Raw genomic sequence first — 20,676 nt, forward strand, 5'->3', positions numbered from 1 at the left:
GCTTCTTGCGTAAGCGAGCGGAGCAAACCGTTATCCCGATCATGAGTGACTCAGTCGATGACTGGGTAATCAGGGTGGTACCGCGGCTTTCGTCGCCCCTGTCGAACAATATGTTCGGCAGGGGCTTTTTTGTTATCTATCATTCATTCAAGGGGGAACTCATATGTCTACACCAATCATTCCAAGTCATTTACGTCCACACGTCGCACCACAGCACTACGAAGACTACACACCAACGGATCATGCCGTTTGGAGATACGTCATGCGACTGAATTTAAATACATTACAAGATACAGCACATCCGGCATACCTCGAAGGGCTTGCTGCATCGGGCATCAGCCCGGAACGGATTCCAGACGTGCGTGAGATGACAGCGAACCTAAGCCGTGGTGGCTGGGGAACAGTCGCTGTTGATGGTCTCATTCCTGGTGTCGCCTTCTTCGATTTTCAAGGGCACGGTCTCTTGCCGATTGCGACCGACATTCGGAAGGTCGATAACATCCTTTACACACCAGCGCCAGATATCTTGCATGAAGCAGCAGGGCATGCGCCAATCTTGATGAATCCGGTCTACGCGGAATTCGTTCGACGCTTCGGTGAGATCGGAGCACATGCCTTTAACCATAAAGCCGAGCATGACGTGTTCAAGGCACTAAAGAAATTGACGATCGTCAAAGAGAGCCCGTTCTCGACGCCAGCCGATATCGAACAAGCTGAAGTCGAACTCGCGGAGACACGGACACACGTCAAAGGGATTTCGGAAGCGAACGAAATCTCACGTCTGTTCTGGTGGACGGTTGAATTCGGTCTGATTGGTGATATCGACAACCCACAAATCTACGGGGCAGGTCTTTTATCATCCGTCGGTGAAAGTCGCCACTGTTTGACGGACGCGGTCGTTAAACATCCATTCTCGCTTGAGAAAGCACTTGCGACGAAACATGACGTGACGAGCATGCAAAAAGAACTCTTCGTCTGTGAATCGTTCGAACAGCTCCGCGATGCACTCGAAGAATTCGCACAGTCGATGTCTTACATCCGCGGTGGTATCCACGGACTGACGAAAGCGGTCGAATCAGGTAACCTATCGACGCTCGTCTTCGACAGTGGTCTCTCGCTTGTCGGTGTTCCTGAAACGCAAGAGATTCACGATTCGCTGCATCTCGTCAAACTAACTGGACCGACAGCGCTTGCTGCGAACGGTGAAGTGTTGACAGGTCAAGGACTTGCAGATCATCCGGAAGGCTTTACACTCCTTCACGGCAAGGAATTGAACGAAGTATTGATGCAAGTCAAAGTCGGTGAACGTCTCGACTGGGCGGAAGGAAATGTTCATGTCACAGGAGACATCACAGCGATTCAAAACGTCAATGGAAATCGGGCGCTCGTCGTCTTAGAAGCAGCGACGCTTGCAAACGACGGGAAAACGATGACGATGGACCGGATGGAATTGATCGTCGGTGACATCACGTCAGCATTCCCGGGAACGGAAGTTGAAGCACTGAAGCCGATTCCGGAAACGGTCGAGTTCGAACGAATCGAACGTCCGTTGACAGCGGCTGATCCGATCTTCGAAGTCGTCCGCGAGATTCGCGAAGGTCGTGCCGGACGAGAACGGTTACCGCAACTGATCGATCAGACACTCGTCCAGTTACCGGACGCTTGGTTACTCCGTCTTGAATTACTTGAGTTAGCGGATGAAGTCGATCAACCACGTCTGATTGCAGATCTCGAGCGCTTAAAAGCGACATCTGAGCAGCGAGATGAATTGATCACGCGTGGGATGGCCTTACTCGACGTCGTTCATCAATGAGTCGAACTCCGGTTCTGAACCTGTTAGAATGGAGACATTCGGTAAAAGGGGATGATCGGTTATGACAAATTATTATCAAGACGTAAAGGAATTCCACCGTGTGTTTTCACACCCTGGCGCAACGACGCCAACACCTATGACGGTCGATCGTGGAATCAAACGCTCGACCTGGACGGCAGAAGAAGCGGTCGTTGAGTTCCTACATCAATCGGCGACGAGTGAAGCAGAATTTCTCGAAGCGATCGAACGTTTCAAGTCAGGACTTGATACAGCGGTCGAAAAATCGCTTCAGATGAAACAACCCGAAACAGATGTCGAACGGCTCGTCGGACAAGGGGATGCCTTGACGGACGCCCTCTACTTCATCATGGGAAGCTTCGTTGAGATCGGGCTTGATCCGGCTCCATTGTTCGAGATCGTCCAGCGTGCGAACATGGCGAAGCTTGGACCGGACGGAAAACCAATCTTCCGGGAATCGGACCAAAAGGTCATGAAACCGGAAGGCTGGCAACCACCGGAACCACAATTAGAAGCAGAAGTACGTCGGCAAATCGCTGTAGCTTCGAGTACGTCGAAAGCGTGATTCATGACGATAAAAAGAGAGGGATGACTGGTCTGCGAACCGGTCATCCCTCTCTTGTTGTATCTATTCACTTTTGACTTGATAACGCGATAAATCGAGTTGACGGGCGGTCAGGAACTCGACCCCCTCTGCTTCAAGTGCCAGTCGCTGTTCATCGCCTTCAAGCGATAGTTTTCCGCCAGCAGCAAGCACGCGGTGCCACGGTAGACGTTCCGTCTTACTCATACTGTGAAGAATCCGCGCTACTTGTCGGGCGCTACGCGGATGACCGGCGAGTCGAGCGACTTGCCCGTACGTCATGACCCGACCAGCAGGGATCGAACGAATGATAATCAGGACATCTTGCGTGAATGGTGTCATGTTTCGTCCGTAGCAACGACATACTGTTGAATCTTATCGTCTTCATCAAATCCAATCGTCACATCGATGATACCTTGTTGCAGGCGAATCTGGAGTTCGAGACGGTCCTTGATGTCGTCCGCTTGTGCGATTGTCAACGTCGGGTCGACTTCAATCTCGACTTCGACGTGGAAATGATCGCCTTCCTTAATGACTTCGAGTTTACTGATGTCCTTGACGTCAGGGTCCTTCATGATTAGTCCACCGAGACGTGCTGCCATCGTCTCATCGGCTTCACCTAGTGCACCAGCTGCGTTTTGCAGGAAGACATTCCCAACGACGTAAAACATCATCAGTCCGATGAGGATCGAAGCAATTCCTTCTGCCTGATGAAACGGTGTTACATGCGAGATGATGACGGCAATCATTGCGACGATGCCACCGGCCGTTGCGACCAAATCTTCCAGAAACACAAGGCGTGTGGCGGGTTTTGCTTGTTTGAGTGAGCGAAAGCTGTCAAGAATCAAGCGTGGTCCTTTCGAGTCTAACTTCGCATCGTGTGCGATCTCTTGCATCGCTTTCACGAAAACGCCACTCTCTAAGACGACACCGACGAACAAGACAGACAACGTGATCCAAAAGCCAGTTGATTCCGTCGGTTCGATGATGTGGGCGATCCCTTCATGAATTGTCTCGTACGCCATGATACCGACGAAGAGGATGGCACCGAGCAAGACGAGATTGACGAGACGACCGAAGCCGTTCGGGAATCGTTTCGTCGGTGCCTTTTTACTGAGGGCAGAACCGATGAAGACAAAAAATTGGTTGGCAGCGTCCCCGAGCGTATGCATCATCTCCGCGAACATCGCGACATTTCCCGTCAGGACGTAGGCAATTGCCTTGATGATAGCGATGACGGAGTTAACGATGCCTGCCGTCAGCGCCGACCGGTTTCCCCGGCGTAATAATGTAAAAAATTCTCCCATGATTGTACTCCTTTTAGTTAAGTTACGTATTAGTTCACTTTATTATGTTACATCATTTTGAGAAAAACGACTATCTTCACACGAAAAAACCCACGCAAGCTGCGCGGGTTTAACTCGTCAAGACAAGTCGACTGTTTTATTGATTTCGTTCTCATCGTCTTTGCCGACGACTTTCTTCAAGACTTGTTTGACGGACTTCGTCGTGTTTCCCGTTTCCCAGTATTCAGCAGCTTCCGTGTTGACCTTGATCAAGACGACTTTCGGATCTTCGTATGTCGTTCCAAGGTATGCTTCGTAGCGTGGGCTCCAGAGCTCTTTTTTTCGTTCGATGTCTTCGACGAGTTCTGCTGTCCCACGGATCGAGACGTATGATTTGTCGACGTATGCGACGTTAACACTCGGATTCTTAAGTAGTTCTTGATACTTGTCTGTTTCTTTTGAAGTGAGGAACCAGAGGTCGCCATCAAATTCGATATCCTGCGTTTGCATCGGACGCGATACGAGCCCTTCTGTTGAAATCGTCGTCAGCATCGCTGTTTCGATTTTATCAATCAGTTTCTTGACCGTTTCGACTGCTTCTTGATTTGTAGTATGGGTTGACATGTAACTCCACCTCATTCGTTAGATTTTTATGCTCACTTAGGCATTGTTCCCTGAATTTCAAAATGAAAACGTCCCCATGACAGAAAGAAGCAGTTTCGTTGCACCGTACAACGAGGAGGCGTACAGTGTAGGTACGCATTCGAAAGAAAAAGGAGAGACATACATGAAACTTAGTATTTTAGACCAATCCCCGGTCTCTAAAGGACAATCCCCATCTGCTGCCTTACACGAAACGGTCGAGCTCGCGAAAATCGCGGACGAACTCGGCTATCATCGCTTGTGGGTATCTGAGCACCACTTCGCTAAAACACTGGCTGGTTCAAGCCCGGAAGTCTTGATCGCCTACATGGCGGCAGTGACGAAACAGATTCGCCTCGGTTCAGGGGGTGTCATGTTGCCGCATTACAGTGCCTATAAAGTCGCAGAGAACTTCCGTGTCCTTGAAGGGCTTGCACCAAACCGGATCGACCTTGGCCTCGGTCGGGCACCGGGCGGTATGCCGCTTGCTACACGTGCGTTGCAAGAAGGATCGTCGCCACGTTTTGGTGGAGCCGATTACGGCGAACAACTCGATGATCTCGTCGATTACTTGAAAGACGGAGCGCCTGCCGGACACCGGTTCGCGGGACTCGTCGCAACACCAGAAGTCGATACGACACCAGAAGGCTGGTTGCTTGGATCAAGTGGTGGTAGTGCCTTGAACGCCGCACAACGCGGATTCGGATTTGCCTTTGCTCACTTCATCAATGGACAAGGTGGACAAGAAGTGATGGACTACTACCGTCATAACTTCATGGCGACGTCGTTCAATGAGACACCACAAACGCTCGTCTCGATCTTCGTGACGTGTGCTGAAACGACGGAAGAAGCAGAACGGTTAGCTTCAAGCCTGGATCTGTCACTCCTCCTACTTGAAAAAGGGGTCTCGTCGACAGGAACGCCAACTCCAGAAGAGGCAGCGGCGTATCCGTATACGTTCCAAGACCAATTCCGGATCGCTGAAAACCGGAAGCGGATGATCGTTGGTAACCCGGAATCCGTTGCAAAACAATTGCAAGAGCTCGCTGATTCCTATGGCACAGACGAAGTAATGATCGCTTCGATGATCGCTGACAAGGAAGCAAAACAACAATCATTGAAATTAATCATGGATGCCGTCAAAGCGACGGTCTGACCGATACGCACGTCCTTTCTCACGAAGTGAGGGAGGACGTGTTTTTTGCTTCTGCTACAGGAATGCTCTCGGATAAGATGTCTTTACGAAGTCGGAGGAATCCGAATGATGCTGCACCGAATAAGCCGACTGTACCGACTCCAAGTAGCACGATGATAGATACATGATCACTGAGTAAACCAAACAATAGGGTACCGATCGGCATCATCGCCATTGCAATCGATTCCAGCACACCGATGACACGTCCGAGGTAAGCCGGATCGGTCTGTTTTTGAACGATGAGCTGTAGTGGAATGTTCATCCGTAAGACGAGCATGCCGTCGATGAATAATAGAATCATGAAAAAAGGTAGTAGTAGAGCAGATGGAACATAGCCGAGTAGAGCAAGTGCAGGAAGCGCATAACAAGAGGCGATTAAAAAGAGCGACTCGAATATCGTGCGTAACGAACGTTTCACCGTAAAGCGAGGTAAAGCAAGAAGCAACGAAGCGACAAGAAGACCGGCACCTAGTGCGGACTCGACCATTCCAAACCGAAATGGTGTGAATTGCAGTCGATCGAGCAAGATGATCGGTAACAAGATTTCGAAAGCGACAAAAAAGAAGTTCAGGACGATCGCCATCAGGACGAGTGTCGTCAATACTGGTTGACGGAACAGATAGCGGTAGCCCTCTTTAAACTCCGAGACGAAAGACGGAGTATCGGTAGTAGCTAGAGGAGAGGTATCCACTGCAAGAAAGCGGAGGCGGCTATTCCACCAGGCAGCAGAGGCAAACAAGAGAAACGGTAAGATCAAGAATTGCGTGATGGAGACAGTGGCGATGAGCAATCCCGCAACGAGTGGAGCAGTGATCGTTGAGGTCGATTGAATCGTCGAGAAGAGTGCGTTCCCGCGTTGTAACTCCTCTTCTTCTACGAGTCGCGGTAACGAGCTTGATAAGGTAACGGACAGGAACGTCGACAGGCTCGTCAAGAGGACACTAGCAACGATGTAATGAACGGTATGTAGAGGGGCTAGTAGCGAATAGAACAAAAGTCCAAACAAGACGAGTGCACTTAAGCTTTCGGTCATGACGATGATTCGTTTCCGGTTCCAACGATCAGCGAGGACACCAGCAACCGGTGAGAGCAAAATCCGTGGCACTGATCCTGCAAGCAGGACGAGCGCAAACTGAAAACCAGACGATGTTTCCCGTAAGACGGTTAATCCGGCGACGAACGTAAAGAGACTAGCTGCGAATAATGAACAAAACTTTCCGAATAAGACACGCTTTAAATTAAATGACATCCTGTTCACTCCTTCAGAGTTAAATTTTATTGAACTTTAGTGTAGAATAAAGGAGTGGAAGAAAAATGTAAAGATAAAGTTCAATATAATTTAACTTTTATGATAAAAGGAGTGACTAGTGTGTTAGGGGAACGTATCAAACAGATCCGAAAACAGAAAAAAATGACGCAAACGGATGTTGCGACCGGCATCATCACGAAGTCAATGCTCAGTATGGTCGAGAATGGGAAAGCGACACCGTCTGTACCCGCACTACAGGCGATTGCTAGGCGATTACAGGTGACGGTCGAAGAATTGATGCTTGATCCGCGGGATGTTCAGATGCGGGAACTCATCGAAACAATCCGTTCGCGGCATACCCCATATTTTTCAGACGAAAAAATTCAGGAACTGCTAAAACCTTACTTGGTTCCGGAAACGACTTCTTATTGGCAAGGGCAGGTCTACCATAAATACGGCGATGCCCTCCGAACGAAGAATCCGGAGCTTGGTTTGACGTATTACGACCAAGCGGAGCAGATTTTTCGACAGCTCGGTCGTCAAGATGAGCAGTTGCTCGTTCAGATCTCGAAAGTCTATTTTTTATTCAATCTCAAACGGACAAAGGAAGCATACGAGCTGATCGAAGCAATGGATGTACCACGCGAGATTCCACTTGCACCGAAAACCTATTTAAATTTCCAAATCTTGCGTGCACTTCGAGCAAGTTTGTTCGATGATCACTACACAGAAGCGATCGCCTTATTGCGTGAAGGGGTTCAGTATATGCGGGAGCAAGATGTCTATTATCATGTCATTTCGTTTCAACGTTTTCTCGGACTGTTTTTATATCTAGAAGGGGAAATCGAACAATCACAGCAAGAGTTTGATCGATTGGAGCAGTTTTTTGCATTTAGTGAAACGACTGCCGTTGGACGGATTGAAGTCGATTTGACGAAAGGACTCATCGCGATTTTTGAAAACGATACGACCGGCATGCAGATGGCGTGGGAAAAACTCGTTACTGTGGCGATCGACGACGCGAAACATTACATCGGACAACTCGAAGTCCATCTCCTTGTGAACGGCATCGAATTACCGAATCAGACGCTTCAGCAGAGCGTCGATAAGATATGGGAGATGCAAGATGACTGGCTTGCGGCGAGTGGGTTCGACCAAGCGATGATGTTGCGGACGCTCGTACTGGCGATGCAACAAGGTGTCGGTCAGGAACGGCTGAATGATGTCTTACGATTGAAGGATGATCTTCAAAGTGAACGCCTCAAAGGCGATCTTGAGCGAGAGATACAAACATTGGTTAATATTCAATGACGAAAAAACAGGCATGAAGCGAGTGCGCTTCATGCCTGTTCGTGTGAGGATGTCGTTCTTCTGAAGATCAATAAGACGCATGCGACGACGGAAACAATCAAGTGACCGACATAGACGTCTCCCGTCTGGATATAATGCAAGATCATCGAGCCACCAAAAATCAATAAGGCAAGAAAGAGGAGCCGAACATAAAGTGTTTTATAAGACATGCAGACACATCCTTTCCATATCCAGTATATCCCAAAGTAAAGTGAGAAGACAAAAAACATCCATCCTAAGGGATGGATGAGGAAATGTTTAAAGTGATTTAAACCCTAACAGTTTTTGTGTCCAGTAACGTTCCGATACACGGCTGATGCCGAGTGCCGGTGTATTGGCATGAATGAACTGATCGTTGTTCAGCATGATTCCGATATGCGTCGGACCAGCAGCATATGTGTTTTCGAAGAAGATGATATCGCCGCGCTTCGGTTGACGTAATTTTGATAACTTCGCTCCGAGGTACCGATCATCGTTCCAGTAGCCGTTGACGTTCGTTCGTCCGACTGCATAGCCAGCGGCATTCAACGTATAGTTAATGAATCCAGAGCAGTCGAATCCACCATTAACGGGGTTACTTGATCCCCAGACGTATGGTGTACCGAGATATTGTTGACCAATCGAGATGGCACGTTCCATCAATGTCGAACCAGGAACGGTCGTCACAGGAGGTGTCGTCGGAGTGACCGGAGGCGTCGTCGTGACGGATCCCGTCGTGATGTAACTCTTCGCGACATAGTAGAGACCCGTTCCGATCTTGATCTGGTACCAGCCGCTATCTTTACCTGTCGTTTCACCTGTGACATTGACTGTCGAACCGTGTCCGACTTGTGTGAAGACTTTAGACGACGTCGAAGGCAATGTGCGGACGTTCAGCCCGGTTGGTGCATTGACGCGATACGTCTTCGAGGCATCAACTGGCGTCAAAGAGACTCCGGGAGTCGTCGGTGTTGTTGGTGGTGATGCTTTTGTTGAAGCTTTGACATAGGTCGAAGCGACATATGCTTCTTTTCCGTCAAGCTTGACTTGGTACCACGAATCAACGGCACCTGTGACATCGAGCACCGTCTGATGCGGTAATGTCTTGTAGATTTTTGCGTTCGTCGCTGCAGCAGTCCGTGCGTTCAAGCCTTCCTTCGCATTGACCGTGTAGACTTTCGATCGATCAACCGCTTTAACGACTTTTTTGACGGGAGTCGTCGCTGGTGGCTTGGAGTCTGTCGTGACGTTCGACGTCTTTTTGCTGACTAACGTCGCATGGACGTAAGCCGTTTGCTTTTTATACGTGATTTGGTACCAATCTCCTGTTTTTTTCTTAACAGATAAGATTGTGTTCTTTGCCAGTTTTCCGAGTGATTTCGAACTCGTCGTTGCTTTTTGGCGAATGTTGACGGCATCGGTGTTCGTTATGTAGGTCGTAGTTGTTGGAGCCTTTTCCGTCGTCGTTTTGACATATGCTGAAGTGATGAAGGCTGGTTTGGACTGATAGCGGATTTCATACCAGCTGTTGACTTTCTTGACAGCTGTCAGCTTCGTACCTTTTTTTAGCGTCGTGATGACCTTCGCGGAAGTCGAGGCAGCCGTGCGAATGTTGACGTTATCCGTCAAAGTCAGTGTCGTTGACGCGGCTGAAACCGGAACCGTGGTACCGATCAAAGCGAGCGTCGTGAGTGCGAGAACAGTCTTTTTCACGTGACATAGCTCCTTCCAATAGATAGGTGAAAATCGTTGTTACCATTTTGTCATAAAAAGTGCTGATTCCCCTGATTTAAAAATATAATTTTTGTCTGGAAAACTGTAATACCGTTTTTCAAAAAACGAATAGGTAGAATGAGTATTTTCAAAAAAGTTCAAGTACACTAGGAGTATTAGGAAGGAGGCTACACATGTTACGCCGTTTTTATCAGTATTATATCCCGCACAAACGATTATTCTGGCTCGATTTCATATCTGCCTTATTCGTCGGGGTTTTAGAACTTGCTTTTCCACTCGCTGTCCAATGGTTCATCGACTCATTGTTGCCAAACGGTGAGATGAACTGGATCATCCTCGTCAGCGTCGGACTATTAGCACTCTACATCATCAGCACGTTGATGCAGTTCGTCGTCAACTATTTTGGACATAAGCTCGGGATCAATATCGAGACCGATATGCGTCGTCAACTGTTCAGCCATGTGCAGAAACAGTCGTTCCGCTTCTTCGATAATACGAAGACGGGTCATATCATGAGTCGGATCACGAATGATTTGTTTGATATCGGGGAACTTGCCCATCACGGTCCGGAAGATGCCTTCATTGCCGTCATGACATTGCTTGGTGCATTCTCGATCATGTTGACAATCAACGTACCACTCGCGCTCGTGACAATCATCGCCGTACCATTCCTGATCTGGCTGATCAGTTATGCGAACGTCCGGATGAATAAATCATGGGACCGGATGTATGGCAACATCGCGGAAGTCAATTCACGCGTCGAGGACAGTGTCTCTGGTGTCCGTGTCGTTCAGTCATTCACAAACGAAGCTTACGAAATCGAGCGTTTTGAAAAAGACAACGCGACGTTCAGGCAGTCGAAGATCAATGCCTACAAGGTCATGAGTAAGAGTCTATCCGGCATCTACTTGACGACCCGTGTGATGACGCTTGCCGTCTTAGTCGTCGGTGCCTACTTGACGTATCGCGAAGCTTTAACGGCAGGGGAACTCGTCGGATTCATTCTTTATATGAACATCCTGCTGAAGCCAATCGACAAAATCACCGCATTACTTGAGATGTATCCAAAAGGGATGGCTGGCTTCAAACGCTTCCTCTCGATGATTGATGAGGATGCATCGATTCCGGATGCGCCAGACGCACTCGTCGTTGATCGGTTGAACGGTGGCATTACATTCAAGGATGTGGCGTTCGGTTATGAAGCCGATCGTCTCATTCTAGAGAATATCAATCTGACGGTCGAACCGGGTCAGACAGTCGCGTTCGTCGGAACATCAGGGGCAGGGAAGACGACGATCTGTTCGTTGATTCCACGTTTTTACGATGTTCTAGATGGCGCAATCACGATTGACGGAATCGATATCCGGCAGATGACGAAGGAGTCTCTGCGACAACAAATCGGGATCGTCCAGCAGGATGTCTTCTTGTTCTCAGGGACGATCGCTGAAAATATCGCCTACGGTGACCTGAATGCGACGCACGAAGACATCGTGCAAGCGGCGGAACGTGCCCATCTCGGTCCGATGATCGCGGATCTACCTGATGGGTATACGACACAAATCGGCGAACGGGGACTCAAATTGTCGGGTGGACAAAAGCAACGACTCGCGATTGCGCGGATGTTCCTCAAGAACCCACCGATTCTGATTCTTGATGAAGCGACGTCTGCGCTTGATACAGAAACGGAAGCACTGATTCAAGAATCGCTTGCCGAGCTGTCTGAGAACCGGACGACGCTCGTTATCGCCCACCGTTTAGCAACGATTCGAAATGCCGATAAGATTTTCGTCGTCACGAAGGACGGCATCGTCGAAGAAGGCTCGCATGATGAACTAATGGATCAAGGTGGTTACTTCTCCCGTCTGTTAGAGAGACAACGAGTTTGAATCGAATTGAAAGAATGAGAGGCGACGGACATGTTCTGTCGCCTTTTTTTGTTCGTCTAAAAATAAGGTTGTACAAGACAATTTTAGGGAAAACGATTTATAGAAAAGAAGGCGAGGTGGAAGGATGTACGGTCAATTCTGTGAGAACTATGATGAGAGTTATCCCGTCTTGCGGGAGGAATCGTCACATGATTTCCATCGTTTTTTTGCACTGTCCTACACGATTCATGATACCGTTTTTGAACAAACTGTCTACGAACGGCTGATGCGGACGATCAAACATAAGACGTCGCGTTTTTCAGCACTTCGGAGCCGCTATACACCGTTGCTCGTTGCCCATGTTCAATTAAATAGCACAGATCCCGATGTTCTCATCGAAGAAATCATCGTTGCGGAAAAGAAGATTAAACATCGCTTGATTCGTGATAAAGGAGTTCGCCCATTTTTTGCACTCAACGAAGTGCTGAACCGTCGACAAGGAATTGATGCGTTCCCTTATATGGAACGATTACATGCGACACGACCTCATTTGAATGCCGCGAAACAGTACGTCGTGACATCGACCTTGCTTGAACAGCAGCCATTACCAGAGGAATTTTTAGAGCGTGTCGATACATCGGAAGAATGGCTCGCGCAATATATGGAACGGACGAGTGAACGTGTCATTACGGCGCAAATCTTAGCGGCGCATCCAGATCCTTCAGCGCAACAGGAACGAATCATTGCGTGGCGGGAACTGTTAGAGCGAAGAGAAATCATCATCTGGGATCGTTTAATGCCGATTCTTGCGTTACTGCCTACAATGGAACGTGTCGACTGGATTTACGTGACCCGGATCGTCGACCGGGAGCGGGCACGGAATCGATTTTCAGACGAGGTCAACTGGTTGATTGCCTTTCATTTGTTGCTCGCTAAAACAGGTGTGACACGAGTTCAAGCCACGTTGCTATTGCTGGCTGCACTAGAGTTGACGAAAAAACCGTAAAACGAAAAACGAACGAGGAGTGGCGCGCGCCATTCCTCGTTCGTTTGGTTTAGTGACTCAATCGAACGTCGTAAACGTCGCATGTCGTTCGACCGGATACAGTTCCGTACCGGCGACAGCGTTCAAGATCAACTGGTTCCGCGAGACGGACATCCCGAGATTATCCGCAGCCGGACCGTGTGACAGCTCTAAATTAGCAGTTGCGTAAAGATGATGGGCTGTCTCGACCGAACGCACGATTTGGTAGTCGGCATCGACTTTCCAGGCATTCGGTGCTTCGAATACAATATCAAGTCGGTCGATGAAGCTCGGAAGGGATGGCGAAAAACCAGTTGCCGCAATGACGGCATCTGTTACAGACGAGCGCTCGTCCTCAAGTTCTTGATGTTGCATCGCAATCGTGAACCGCTCATCATAGGTGATTTCTTTTACTTCGAGATTCGCGCGGATCGCGACCTGTCGTTGTTCCTCTTCCGTCAAATCATAGAGATGGGCATAGATTGATTGAAGTGTCTCCGGACTGATACCGTTCTGAGAGCGGGCAAACTTCTTGACCGACTCTTGTCGTACTTCGAGTGGAAGCTGGTTGAAATACGTGACGTAGCTCGGTGAAAAAATTTCTTCTCCGAGTTTGCCGGTCTCAAGTGTCTCAAAAAGTGTCGAACGCGCGATCCACTCGAGTTCAGGACGCTCTGGAGCAGGCGTCGTCAAGAGATCAAGGAAAATCTCGGCGGCACTTTGACCGGAGCCGACGATGCTGATTTTGTTGCGCTGAAGTAAATCTGCCTTGTTCATGACATATTGCGTATTGTGGATGACGCGTTCGTCAAACGTATCTGGGATGGCGGGTTTTGAACCAGTGCCGATGACGACGTTTCGTGCTTCGAACGTTTCGCGTTTACCGGTCGAGACATCTTCGACGAGGACTTCAAAACTATCACCGGTGTCTTGCACGTCGATGACACGTGTCGAAAAGCGGAGATCTTCAAGTTGTGTTGCGACCCAACGTAAGTAATCGTTGTAACCTTGTCTTGAAATCAGAAGTTTTTCATAGAAGTAAAACGTGTGGAGACGGTGAATCGATCGTAAGTAATTGAGATAGGAAAACGAACTTGTCGGATCGGCGAGTGTGACGAGATCGGAGATGAAGCTCGTCTGCATCATCGAGTCCTGGATCATCATGCCGGGATGCCATGAAAATTGTTCGCTTTCGTCAAAAAATAACGTCTTTAAATCTGTCGGATGCGCAAGTGCGCTCAATCCTAAATTCATCGGACCAATGCCAATGCCGATTAAGTCATACATAGAAAAAGCCTCCCAATTCGATATTGTTCTAAAACAATACCCGAAAAGGAAGGCGGACGAAACGTCAGGCTGAAGCTTTACAGCTGGTCGGTCGTCGTTGTTTTGGTTTCGACCGTCATCGTTTTCCCATCACGGATGATCGTCAAGGAGAGCGGTCCATCTGATTTGATCAGTGCCGTTTTGATGTCAACGAATGCTTTGATTTCGGAGTCATTGATTTTCGTGATGACATCACCTGTTTTCAGTTTAGCCGCAGCAGCTGGACTGTTCGGTTCGACTGACATGACGACGACACCTGTTTTTTGACTGTCTGGTAGTTTGACTTGATCTTTAAGATAACCGGCAGGGAACGCCGCGACGTCTTGTAAGGACACACCGAGCGTCGGATGCTCGACTTTACCGTTTGTTTCAAGCTGTTTGAGGATTGGTAATGCATCATCGATCGGGATACTGAAGCCGACACCTTCGACACCAGACTCAGCGATTTTCATCGAGTTGATTCCGACGAGTTGTCCTTGTTCATTGATCAAGGCACCACCCGAGTTCCCTGGGTTGATGGCAGCGTCCGTTTGAATGACTGTCGTATTGAAATCGTCTTGTCCATCACTGTTCGTATCGACCGGTACGGTCCGGTCTTTCGAACTGACGATTCCGCGTGTGACGGAGTTTTGGAACTCACCGAGCGGGTTACCGATTGCAAGGACCGTTTGTCCGGCTTTTAAGTCCGCTGATTTCCCAAGTGTGATGACGCCCGGAACATCGCTTGCGTCAACTTCAAGCACTGCTAAGTCATAGGTTTCGTCGCTACCAAGCAGTTTAGCCGAGAGCGTCTTGCCGTCATTCAACGTTACATCGAGTTTTGATGCTCCATCGACGACGTGATGGTTCGTAATGATGTATGCTTTGCCGTCCTCTTTCTTATAGATGACACCGGACCCTGAACCAGCCGCTGCTTCTTGTTGCGACATCGAGTTGCCCGTTTGATAGTTCGTTACGGTCACGACTGATTTTTGAGCCGTGGCGACTGCGTTCGTCACCGGATCATTCGTCGTCGTTGAGACTTGTTTTGGCATACCATTTGAAAGTGGTGTATCAGCGACCTGTTGTTCTTGATCGAGTAGGATCGGAAAGGCAACCGTAGCCGTCAAGACCGCGCCGATGATGCCTCCAGTCAATCCAGGTAAAAGTGCTTTCGTTTTTCCAGCCATAAGTCATCATTCCTCTCTGTATGATTTCTGACTTCATCATAGCAAATGAAGCAACCTCTTCTCTGATTACGGGAGACATTCCGAAATGACTCATCATTCCCCATAATTCGACGACAATTTCTAAAAGTTGAGATAATCAGGTCATTTCGATACACTGAAGCTGTCTCGAACATATATTTCATTAACAGAAAGAGAGTGTGGAACATAATGCTATTGCGTCTAGTCTATGGAGCAGGATTACTGTTTGCGGGAGTTGGTCATTTCCGCAATGAAAAAGGGTTCGTCAGCATCATGCCGTCGTTCATTCCGTTCAAGCGCTTCTTCGTCCAAGTGACAGGGGTCATCGAAATCGCTTACGGTGTCATGTTGTTGACAGGAAAAGGGGTGCACCTCGTTCGTAAGACTCTTCCTGCCTTCTTATATGCTGTCTTACCCGCAAACGTCAACATGGCAGTCAATCCGAAGCCGATTAATGGGAAACGTCTTCCGTCTTGGTTGCTTTGGACACGGTTGCCGCTCCAATGGGGGCTCGTCTCTCTTGCGAAACGTCTGAAATGAATCGGAACAAAAAGCCGCCTAAATGGCGGCTTTTATTGTTAGAAACGTTTGTTGACAGCAAGTAAGGAAGCTTTTGCGATCTCTTCGTAGGTAGAATCGTTCGGGTGGAATTGGTCACTCGATAAATCACGTTTGACGTCACGCACGAGATTGAATGTGTCGATGATCTCGACATCGTACTCGATACCGAGCGTCCGTGATTTTGCGTTCCAATCTTGTACGATGGCATCGAATGCTTCACCGTTTTCCGTTGCACGGAAAGGATTATAGAGCCCGACGTAGAAAATGACAGCATCCGGATTTTGTTCTCGTAGGATACTGAACGTCTTTTTCAAGTTCGCTTGTGCCGTCGTGACGGTTTCGGCTGTCTTCTTCGCATTGAAGTTCGCGACGCCTTCACCACGGTTGAATAAGTCATTTCCGCCAATCGTCACCGAGATGACTTTTGCTTGTTCGATTGAGCGTAAGACTTCTTTTTGTTCTAGTTGTTTCAGTAAATCTTCCGTCCGAGCACCACTGACGGCAAGATTCTGGAAACGCTCGACGGTTTTATCTTTAACAAGATCGCGACCGACGATTGCAGCGTAACTATTGCCGTTTGATGCTCCGACACCACGTGTCAAGGAATCACCAAGCGCAACGTACGTCCCGCCTTTTTTGACAGGTTCTTCCTTCGTAGGTGTCAGGACGGCACGTTTTGGTGGGTTGACGACGTCACTATAGGCACTGACGAAGCCGTATCCAAAGATTGCCGTTAAAACGAGTGAGACGGTTAAAAACAGGGGCCAGCGTAATCGCTTCATGAACGTTCCTCCTTCTAGGTTCTAACATGATTGTAGCAAAATTTGAAAGAATGTGCGGAAATGAAGTGTTCTGACAAGTCAAATGATTCATTATTCCGCTAGAATAGACAATAAGAGGTGAGAGACGTGAAACCAACAGTGAAATTAGAAGGTGTAACAAAGGTGATCGGAAAAAAGACGATCATCGATAATATCTCGTTTGAGATTCAACCAGGTGAAGTCTTTGGCTTCCTTGGACCGAACGGGGCAGGAAAAACGACGACGATCCGGATGCTCGTCGGCTTGATCAAACCGACATCCGGTAAAATCACGGTCTGTGATTTCGACGTCCGCAAACAGTTCGTCCAAGCGATGGAGCGAATCGGCTCGATCGTCGAGAATCCAGAATTGTATAAGTATTTGACAGGGCGCGAAAATCTGCAAGTCTTTGCCCGGATGTTACCAGATGTCGATGAGGCACGGATTCAGGAAGTCATCGATCTCGTTGATTTGACAGCGCGCGTAGACGATCAAGTCCGGACATACTCGCTCGGGATGCGTCAGCGTCTCGGCATCGCACAAGCATTACTCGGACGACCAAGCGTCTTGATTCTCGACGAACCGACGAATGGTCTCGATCCGATGGGGATTCGGGATTTACGTCAATTCATCCGCCGGCTCGTCGAGGAAACGGGACTGTCGGTCCTCGTCTCGAGTCATATCTTGGCTGAGATCGAAATGCTTGCCGATCGAGTTGCGATCATGAGTTATGGCAAAATCGTTCAAGTCGGAACGGTCAAGGAACTGGTCGAGTCGCTCGCACCAGGCGTTGACTGGCGTGTTGATGATGCCTTTAAGGCAAATGAGATTTTATCAGCATCGGATCAAGTCCAAGTGTCCGAAGTCGTCGATGCCAATACGGTTCATACTTTGATGGATGCAAGCAAGACACCAGCACTCAATAAGCAGCTGCTCGAAGCAGGTGTCGAAGTCTGGACGATTGAACGGAAAGTCCAAACGCTCGAAGATCTGTTCATCACGTTAACGGGAGGCGATCACATTGCGTAATCCGAACATGATCGGTCTCGTTCGAAATGAAGTGACGAAAATCGCTTCAAAACGTCGTTTTGCTGTCGTTGCGATCATTCTCGTCGTCCTTGTCTCGATGTTTACGTACGCACAGTACCGAGACATCCAAGAACAAATCAAAAAGCAGGGAACGCTCGATTGGCGGGTTGAGTTACAACAAGACATCGTCGACACGCAGAACCGTCTTGCTTCCAGCAGTATTCAAGATGAGTTCCGTCAGTTCCTTGAGTTTGACCTAAAACAGAATCAATACTATCTCGATAATGACATCAACCCGAACTATCCTGGAGCCCCGACGTTCATCCGAATCTTCTTCTCGCAAGGATTGACGCTGATCTTACCGCTGTTCATCATTGTCATCATGGCGGATATCGTCAGTGGGGAGCAAAATGACGGAACGATCAAGACATTACTGTCGCGACCAGTTCGGCGCTGGAAGATCTTGATGGCGAAATGGTTGACGGTGTTACTCTATACGTCGATGCTGATGGCATTGACCGTCGCCGTCTGTTATGCGATATCCGGGATCGTCCTCGGCTATGACGGATGGACCGCACCGATCTTGACCGGGTTCCAAGCCTCACCGAGCGGTACGTTCTCGACCGAGTTCGTGCATACGTTACCGATGTGGGAGTACCTCTTGATGGCAGTCGGTCTAGCGTGGATCGTCACAGCTGTCGTCGGAACGATCGCCTTGATGGTCTCTGTTCTCGTTAAAAACACAGCGACAGGGATCGGGATCATGATGGCAGTCTTGATTTCCGGTACGTTACTGACGACGCTCGGTTCAAGTTGGACGAGCTCGAAATATCTCGTCAACGTCAACTTCGGACTGATCAATTACCTCGATGGACAAGCGCCACCAATCGAGGGGATGACGCTTCCGTTCTCACTCGCTGTCCTTGGCTGTTGGACAGTCGCAGCGCTAATCGTTGCGTTCTGGAACTTCACACAAAAAGATATGTATTAAGACGAACGGGTCCACCTAAAGAGGGGGACCCGTTTTTCATGGCTGAAGCGACAAACGATCGTATGTCTCGATTATCTTTTGATACTGAAGTTGTGTCGATAACGAAGCATCTACTATGAGAATCGGGGAAATCGACCGGTCCATCTGATACTGGTGTTCTGCGAACGTACCGATCATCGATGGGTCCGTCGCTGTGTGATACGTCCGGCACCAGTCGAGGAATTCATTAGAGCCCGTAAAATCTGGGTACCGTGCTGCTTCGCGTGCGATGAGACGCTCCATCCGAACCGATTCGTCAAGCGATAGGAAGACGAGTAAATTCCGATTGATGAAACCGTCCGGATGCCAGGCGAAGACAGAACCGGAGACGATGTAATCGTTATAAGACATAAGATCTGCTTCATACATGGAAAATCGCTCGGAGACGTCTCGCTTTTCAGTGAACGTCGTATCTTTCCAAAGATAATGGTCTGTATCAATCCAGGGAATCTGTTCAGCTTGCCCGATGAAGGCGCCCAGTGTACTTTTTCCGGTACCTGATCCACCAATGATTTGAATACGCACGATAATCGGCTCCTTTCGAAATAATGTATCGGCACGCAGAACAGGCCCGGGCATGATGCCGGACCTGTCGCTTGGAAGAACGAATTCTTCCTATGTCGCCTCGTGCAAGCACAAGACATGGAATCGAGAGGCAGTGCCTCTAAATAGGAAGCCGATGCAGGTCAGCTTCCGCGCTACGTACCAATCGTACTTTTATCATACTGATTCCAAGAATTGGTGTCAAACCTGCTCGAAAGGGTTTACAAACCGTTCAAACCGTCAAAAGAGAGAATAACGATGACTAGAGGAGGAACGACCATGGCAGATTGGGGCATCATGCTGACAGGCGTCGTCATTTGTGGGTGGTGCATCTTTAGTGCCATCTATGACGATTTTATCCGTCGCGTATAAGACGAGCAAACGTAACCGTCCAAGGAGGGCGGTTTTTTTGTTGATTTTTTTAATCCGAGTAAGTGGCTGTGGTACACTCGAATCAGAATGAAAAGATAGAGAATGGGTGAAGAAAAATGAAGAAACAACCAGTCATCGTCATCGTCGGACCGACGGCAGTCGGAAAAACGAAGACGGGCATTGAACTAGCCAAGCGATTAAACGGAGAAGTCTTATCTGGAGACTCTGTCCAAGTCTATCAAGGGATGGATATCGGATCGGCAAAAGTGACGACCGAAGAGATGGAAGGGGTGCCGCATCATCTGCTTGATCTCGTTACACCGGATGATGAGATGAGTGTAGCGCGTTTCCAGACGGTTGCCCGAGCGACGATCGATGAGATCGCAAGTCGGGGGAAGTTACCGATCATCGTCGGTGGAACAGGGCTTTATATTCGTTCGATTTTATATGATTATCAGTTCACCGAGCAGGCAGAAGATCCAGCCTTACGGGCTGAACTCGAAGCGTATGCAGCGACACATGGAGCGAATGCGCTACATGATCAGTTGAAGGAACTTGATCCGGTGCGTGCCGAAGCGATTCATCCGAATAACATTCAGCGGGTCGTGCGGGCGATCGAGGTCGCGCGGACGGGTCAGACACAAACGACCGGTAGTAAGCCTGCACTTTACGAGAGTCTACTGTTCGTCCTACACATGGAAGACCGGGATCGCTTGTATGATCGGATCGATCAGCGAGTAGATATGATGGTCGAAAGTGGACTTCTTGAGGAAGTGGCGCGTCTTGACGCTGCCGGGTATCGACACACGAAGGCGCTACAAGCGATTGGTTATAAAGAGATGCTACCGGTCCTTGACGGGGCACCACTCGATCCTGCCGTCGACATGCTAAAACGGAACACGCGACGCTTCGCGAAACGTCAATTGACGTGGTTCCGGCACCAATTTGATGGCGTTTGGGTGGATATGGGAAAGTTTTCATTTGAAGAAACGTTCAAAATTATCTATGATAGAACTGTAGAGTTTCTGAAAGCGGTTAAATAAGAGTTGCCCGAAGACAGAAACAGATAAAAAGAGGGGGCACGGGGAAT

The 20,676-nt window shown here is 48.8% G+C and carries 20 protein-coding genes and 1 other annotated feature (1 of these 21 cut by a window edge); of the genes, 10 read left to right on the forward strand and 10 right to left on the reverse strand.

What is annotated here, in order from left to right; genetic code table 11:
* Positions 1 to 103 (forward strand) — a binding site (T-box leader); it begins 102 nt to the left of the window's first position.
* Positions 104 to 163: 60 nt separating this feature from the next.
* The gene (locus KNQ03_RS10265) at positions 164 to 1,813 is read left to right on the forward strand and encodes an aromatic amino acid hydroxylase (RefSeq protein WP_214724546.1); all 1,650 of its coding nucleotides are present in this window, start codon (positions 164 to 166) and stop codon (positions 1,811 to 1,813) included.
* Between the two features lie 61 nt (positions 1,814 to 1,874).
* Positions 1,875 to 2,396, forward strand: coding sequence for a pyrophosphohydrolase domain-containing protein (locus KNQ03_RS10270; protein ID WP_064300216.1), 522 nt, complete (start codon positions 1,875 to 1,877; stop codon positions 2,394 to 2,396).
* Between the two features lie 63 nt (positions 2,397 to 2,459).
* Here KNQ03_RS10270 and KNQ03_RS10275 read toward each other — a convergent pair whose 3' ends face one another.
* From KNQ03_RS10275 to KNQ03_RS10285, 3 genes are all read right to left on the reverse strand, one after another.
* Complete coding sequence (locus tag KNQ03_RS10275; protein WP_149427034.1) at positions 2,460 to 2,756, reverse strand: MGMT family protein; 297 nt, start codon at positions 2,754 to 2,756, stop codon at positions 2,460 to 2,462.
* Entirely contained in the window at positions 2,753 to 3,721 is a 969-nt protein-coding gene (locus KNQ03_RS10280; protein WP_149427035.1) for a cation diffusion facilitator family transporter, read from the reverse strand. Before KNQ03_RS10280 ends, KNQ03_RS10275 begins: the two co-directional genes overlap by 4 nt.
* 117 nt (positions 3,722 to 3,838) lie before the next feature.
* Positions 3,839 to 4,324 carry a pyridoxamine 5'-phosphate oxidase family protein gene (locus tag KNQ03_RS10285; RefSeq protein ID WP_058265183.1) on the reverse strand — a complete coding sequence of 162 codons (486 nt, stop codon included), beginning with the start codon at positions 4,322 to 4,324 and terminating at the stop codon, positions 3,839 to 3,841.
* Positions 4,325 to 4,487: 163 nt separating this feature from the next.
* Between KNQ03_RS10285 and KNQ03_RS10290 the strand changes: the two genes are divergently transcribed.
* On the forward strand, positions 4,488 to 5,498 hold the full coding sequence (locus KNQ03_RS10290; RefSeq protein ID WP_149427036.1) for an LLM class flavin-dependent oxidoreductase: 1,011 nt from the start codon (positions 4,488 to 4,490) through the stop codon (positions 5,496 to 5,498).
* 19 nt (positions 5,499 to 5,517) lie between these two features.
* On the opposite strand, the gene KNQ03_RS10295 is transcribed toward KNQ03_RS10290, so the two are convergent.
* On the reverse strand, positions 5,518 to 6,786 hold the full coding sequence (locus KNQ03_RS10295; RefSeq protein WP_214724548.1) for an MFS transporter: 1,269 nt from the start codon (positions 6,784 to 6,786) through the stop codon (positions 5,518 to 5,520).
* Between the two features lie 120 nt (positions 6,787 to 6,906).
* Between KNQ03_RS10295 and KNQ03_RS10300 the strand changes: the two genes are divergently transcribed.
* A complete protein-coding gene (locus tag KNQ03_RS10300; protein ID WP_167507531.1) occupies positions 6,907 to 8,097 on the forward strand; it encodes a helix-turn-helix domain-containing protein in 1,191 nt (396 codons plus the stop codon).
* 29 nt (positions 8,098 to 8,126) lie between these two features.
* On the opposite strand, the gene KNQ03_RS10305 is transcribed toward KNQ03_RS10300, so the two are convergent.
* Both KNQ03_RS10305 and KNQ03_RS10310 read right to left on the reverse strand, forming a co-directional pair.
* A complete protein-coding gene (locus KNQ03_RS10305; protein ID WP_029341228.1) occupies positions 8,127 to 8,306 on the reverse strand; it encodes a hypothetical protein in 180 nt (59 codons plus the stop codon).
* An 88-nt stretch (positions 8,307 to 8,394) separates the two neighbouring features.
* A complete protein-coding gene (locus KNQ03_RS10310) occupies positions 8,395 to 9,828 on the reverse strand; it encodes an SH3 domain-containing protein (RefSeq protein WP_214724550.1) in 1,434 nt (477 codons plus the stop codon).
* Between the two features lie 194 nt (positions 9,829 to 10,022).
* On the opposite strand from KNQ03_RS10310, the gene KNQ03_RS10315 reads away from it, so the two are divergent.
* Together KNQ03_RS10315 and KNQ03_RS10320 are read left to right on the forward strand one after the other, a co-directional pair.
* Entirely contained in the window at positions 10,023 to 11,735 is a 1,713-nt protein-coding gene (locus tag KNQ03_RS10315) for an ABC transporter ATP-binding protein (protein ID WP_214724552.1), read from the forward strand.
* A gap of 124 nt (positions 11,736 to 11,859) precedes the next feature.
* Positions 11,860 to 12,720: a DUF4003 family protein gene (locus KNQ03_RS10320; RefSeq protein ID WP_064300209.1), complete on the forward strand. Its 861-nt coding sequence runs from the start codon at positions 11,860 to 11,862 to the stop codon at positions 12,718 to 12,720.
* A 57-nt stretch (positions 12,721 to 12,777) separates the two neighbouring features.
* Here the strand turns inward: KNQ03_RS10320 and KNQ03_RS10325 are convergent, their stop codons facing one another.
* Together KNQ03_RS10325 and KNQ03_RS10330 are read right to left on the reverse strand one after the other, a co-directional pair.
* On the reverse strand, positions 12,778 to 14,025 hold the full coding sequence (locus KNQ03_RS10325) for a lysine N(6)-hydroxylase/L-ornithine N(5)-oxygenase family protein (RefSeq protein WP_047391148.1): 1,248 nt from the start codon (positions 14,023 to 14,025) through the stop codon (positions 12,778 to 12,780).
* 77 nt (positions 14,026 to 14,102) lie between these two features.
* Positions 14,103 to 15,233 carry a S1C family serine protease gene (locus KNQ03_RS10330; protein WP_214724554.1) on the reverse strand — a complete coding sequence of 377 codons (1,131 nt, stop codon included), beginning with the start codon at positions 15,231 to 15,233 and terminating at the stop codon, positions 14,103 to 14,105.
* Positions 15,234 to 15,440: 207 nt separating this feature from the next.
* On the opposite strand from KNQ03_RS10330, the gene KNQ03_RS10335 reads away from it, so the two are divergent.
* Positions 15,441 to 15,791, forward strand: coding sequence for a DoxX family protein (locus KNQ03_RS10335; RefSeq protein WP_029341233.1), 351 nt, complete (start codon positions 15,441 to 15,443; stop codon positions 15,789 to 15,791).
* Positions 15,792 to 15,829: 38 nt separating this feature from the next.
* On the opposite strand, the gene KNQ03_RS10340 is transcribed toward KNQ03_RS10335, so the two are convergent.
* Positions 15,830 to 16,594 (reverse strand): SGNH/GDSL hydrolase family protein, encoded by a 765-nt coding sequence (locus KNQ03_RS10340; RefSeq protein ID WP_214724556.1) that lies wholly within the window; start codon positions 16,592 to 16,594, stop codon positions 15,830 to 15,832.
* A gap of 126 nt (positions 16,595 to 16,720) precedes the next feature.
* On the opposite strand from KNQ03_RS10340, the gene KNQ03_RS10345 reads away from it, so the two are divergent.
* Both KNQ03_RS10345 and KNQ03_RS10350 read left to right on the forward strand, forming a co-directional pair.
* Positions 16,721 to 17,641, forward strand: a complete 921-nt coding sequence (locus KNQ03_RS10345) for an ABC transporter ATP-binding protein (RefSeq protein WP_058704288.1) — start codon at positions 16,721 to 16,723, stop codon at positions 17,639 to 17,641.
* The gene (locus tag KNQ03_RS10350) at positions 17,634 to 18,632 is read left to right on the forward strand and encodes an ABC transporter permease (protein WP_023467749.1); all 999 of its coding nucleotides are present in this window, start codon (positions 17,634 to 17,636) and stop codon (positions 18,630 to 18,632) included. The genes KNQ03_RS10345 and KNQ03_RS10350 overlap by 8 nt, the downstream gene beginning before the upstream one ends.
* 36 nt (positions 18,633 to 18,668) lie before the next feature.
* On the opposite strand, the gene KNQ03_RS10355 is transcribed toward KNQ03_RS10350, so the two are convergent.
* Positions 18,669 to 19,196 carry a P-loop NTPase family protein gene (locus tag KNQ03_RS10355; RefSeq protein ID WP_214724558.1) on the reverse strand — a complete coding sequence of 176 codons (528 nt, stop codon included), beginning with the start codon at positions 19,194 to 19,196 and terminating at the stop codon, positions 18,669 to 18,671.
* Positions 19,197 to 19,702: 506 nt separating this feature from the next.
* Here KNQ03_RS10355 and miaA point away from each other — a divergent pair.
* Entirely contained in the window at positions 19,703 to 20,629 is a 927-nt protein-coding gene (gene miaA, locus KNQ03_RS10360; protein WP_214724560.1) for a tRNA (adenosine(37)-N6)-dimethylallyltransferase MiaA, read from the forward strand.
* The last annotated feature ends 47 nt before the right edge of the window (positions 20,630 to 20,676 follow it).

The organism is Exiguobacterium sp. s143 (assembly GCF_018618895.1).
Lineage (GTDB): Bacteria > Bacillota > Bacilli > Exiguobacteriales > Exiguobacteriaceae > Exiguobacterium_A > Exiguobacterium_A abrahamii.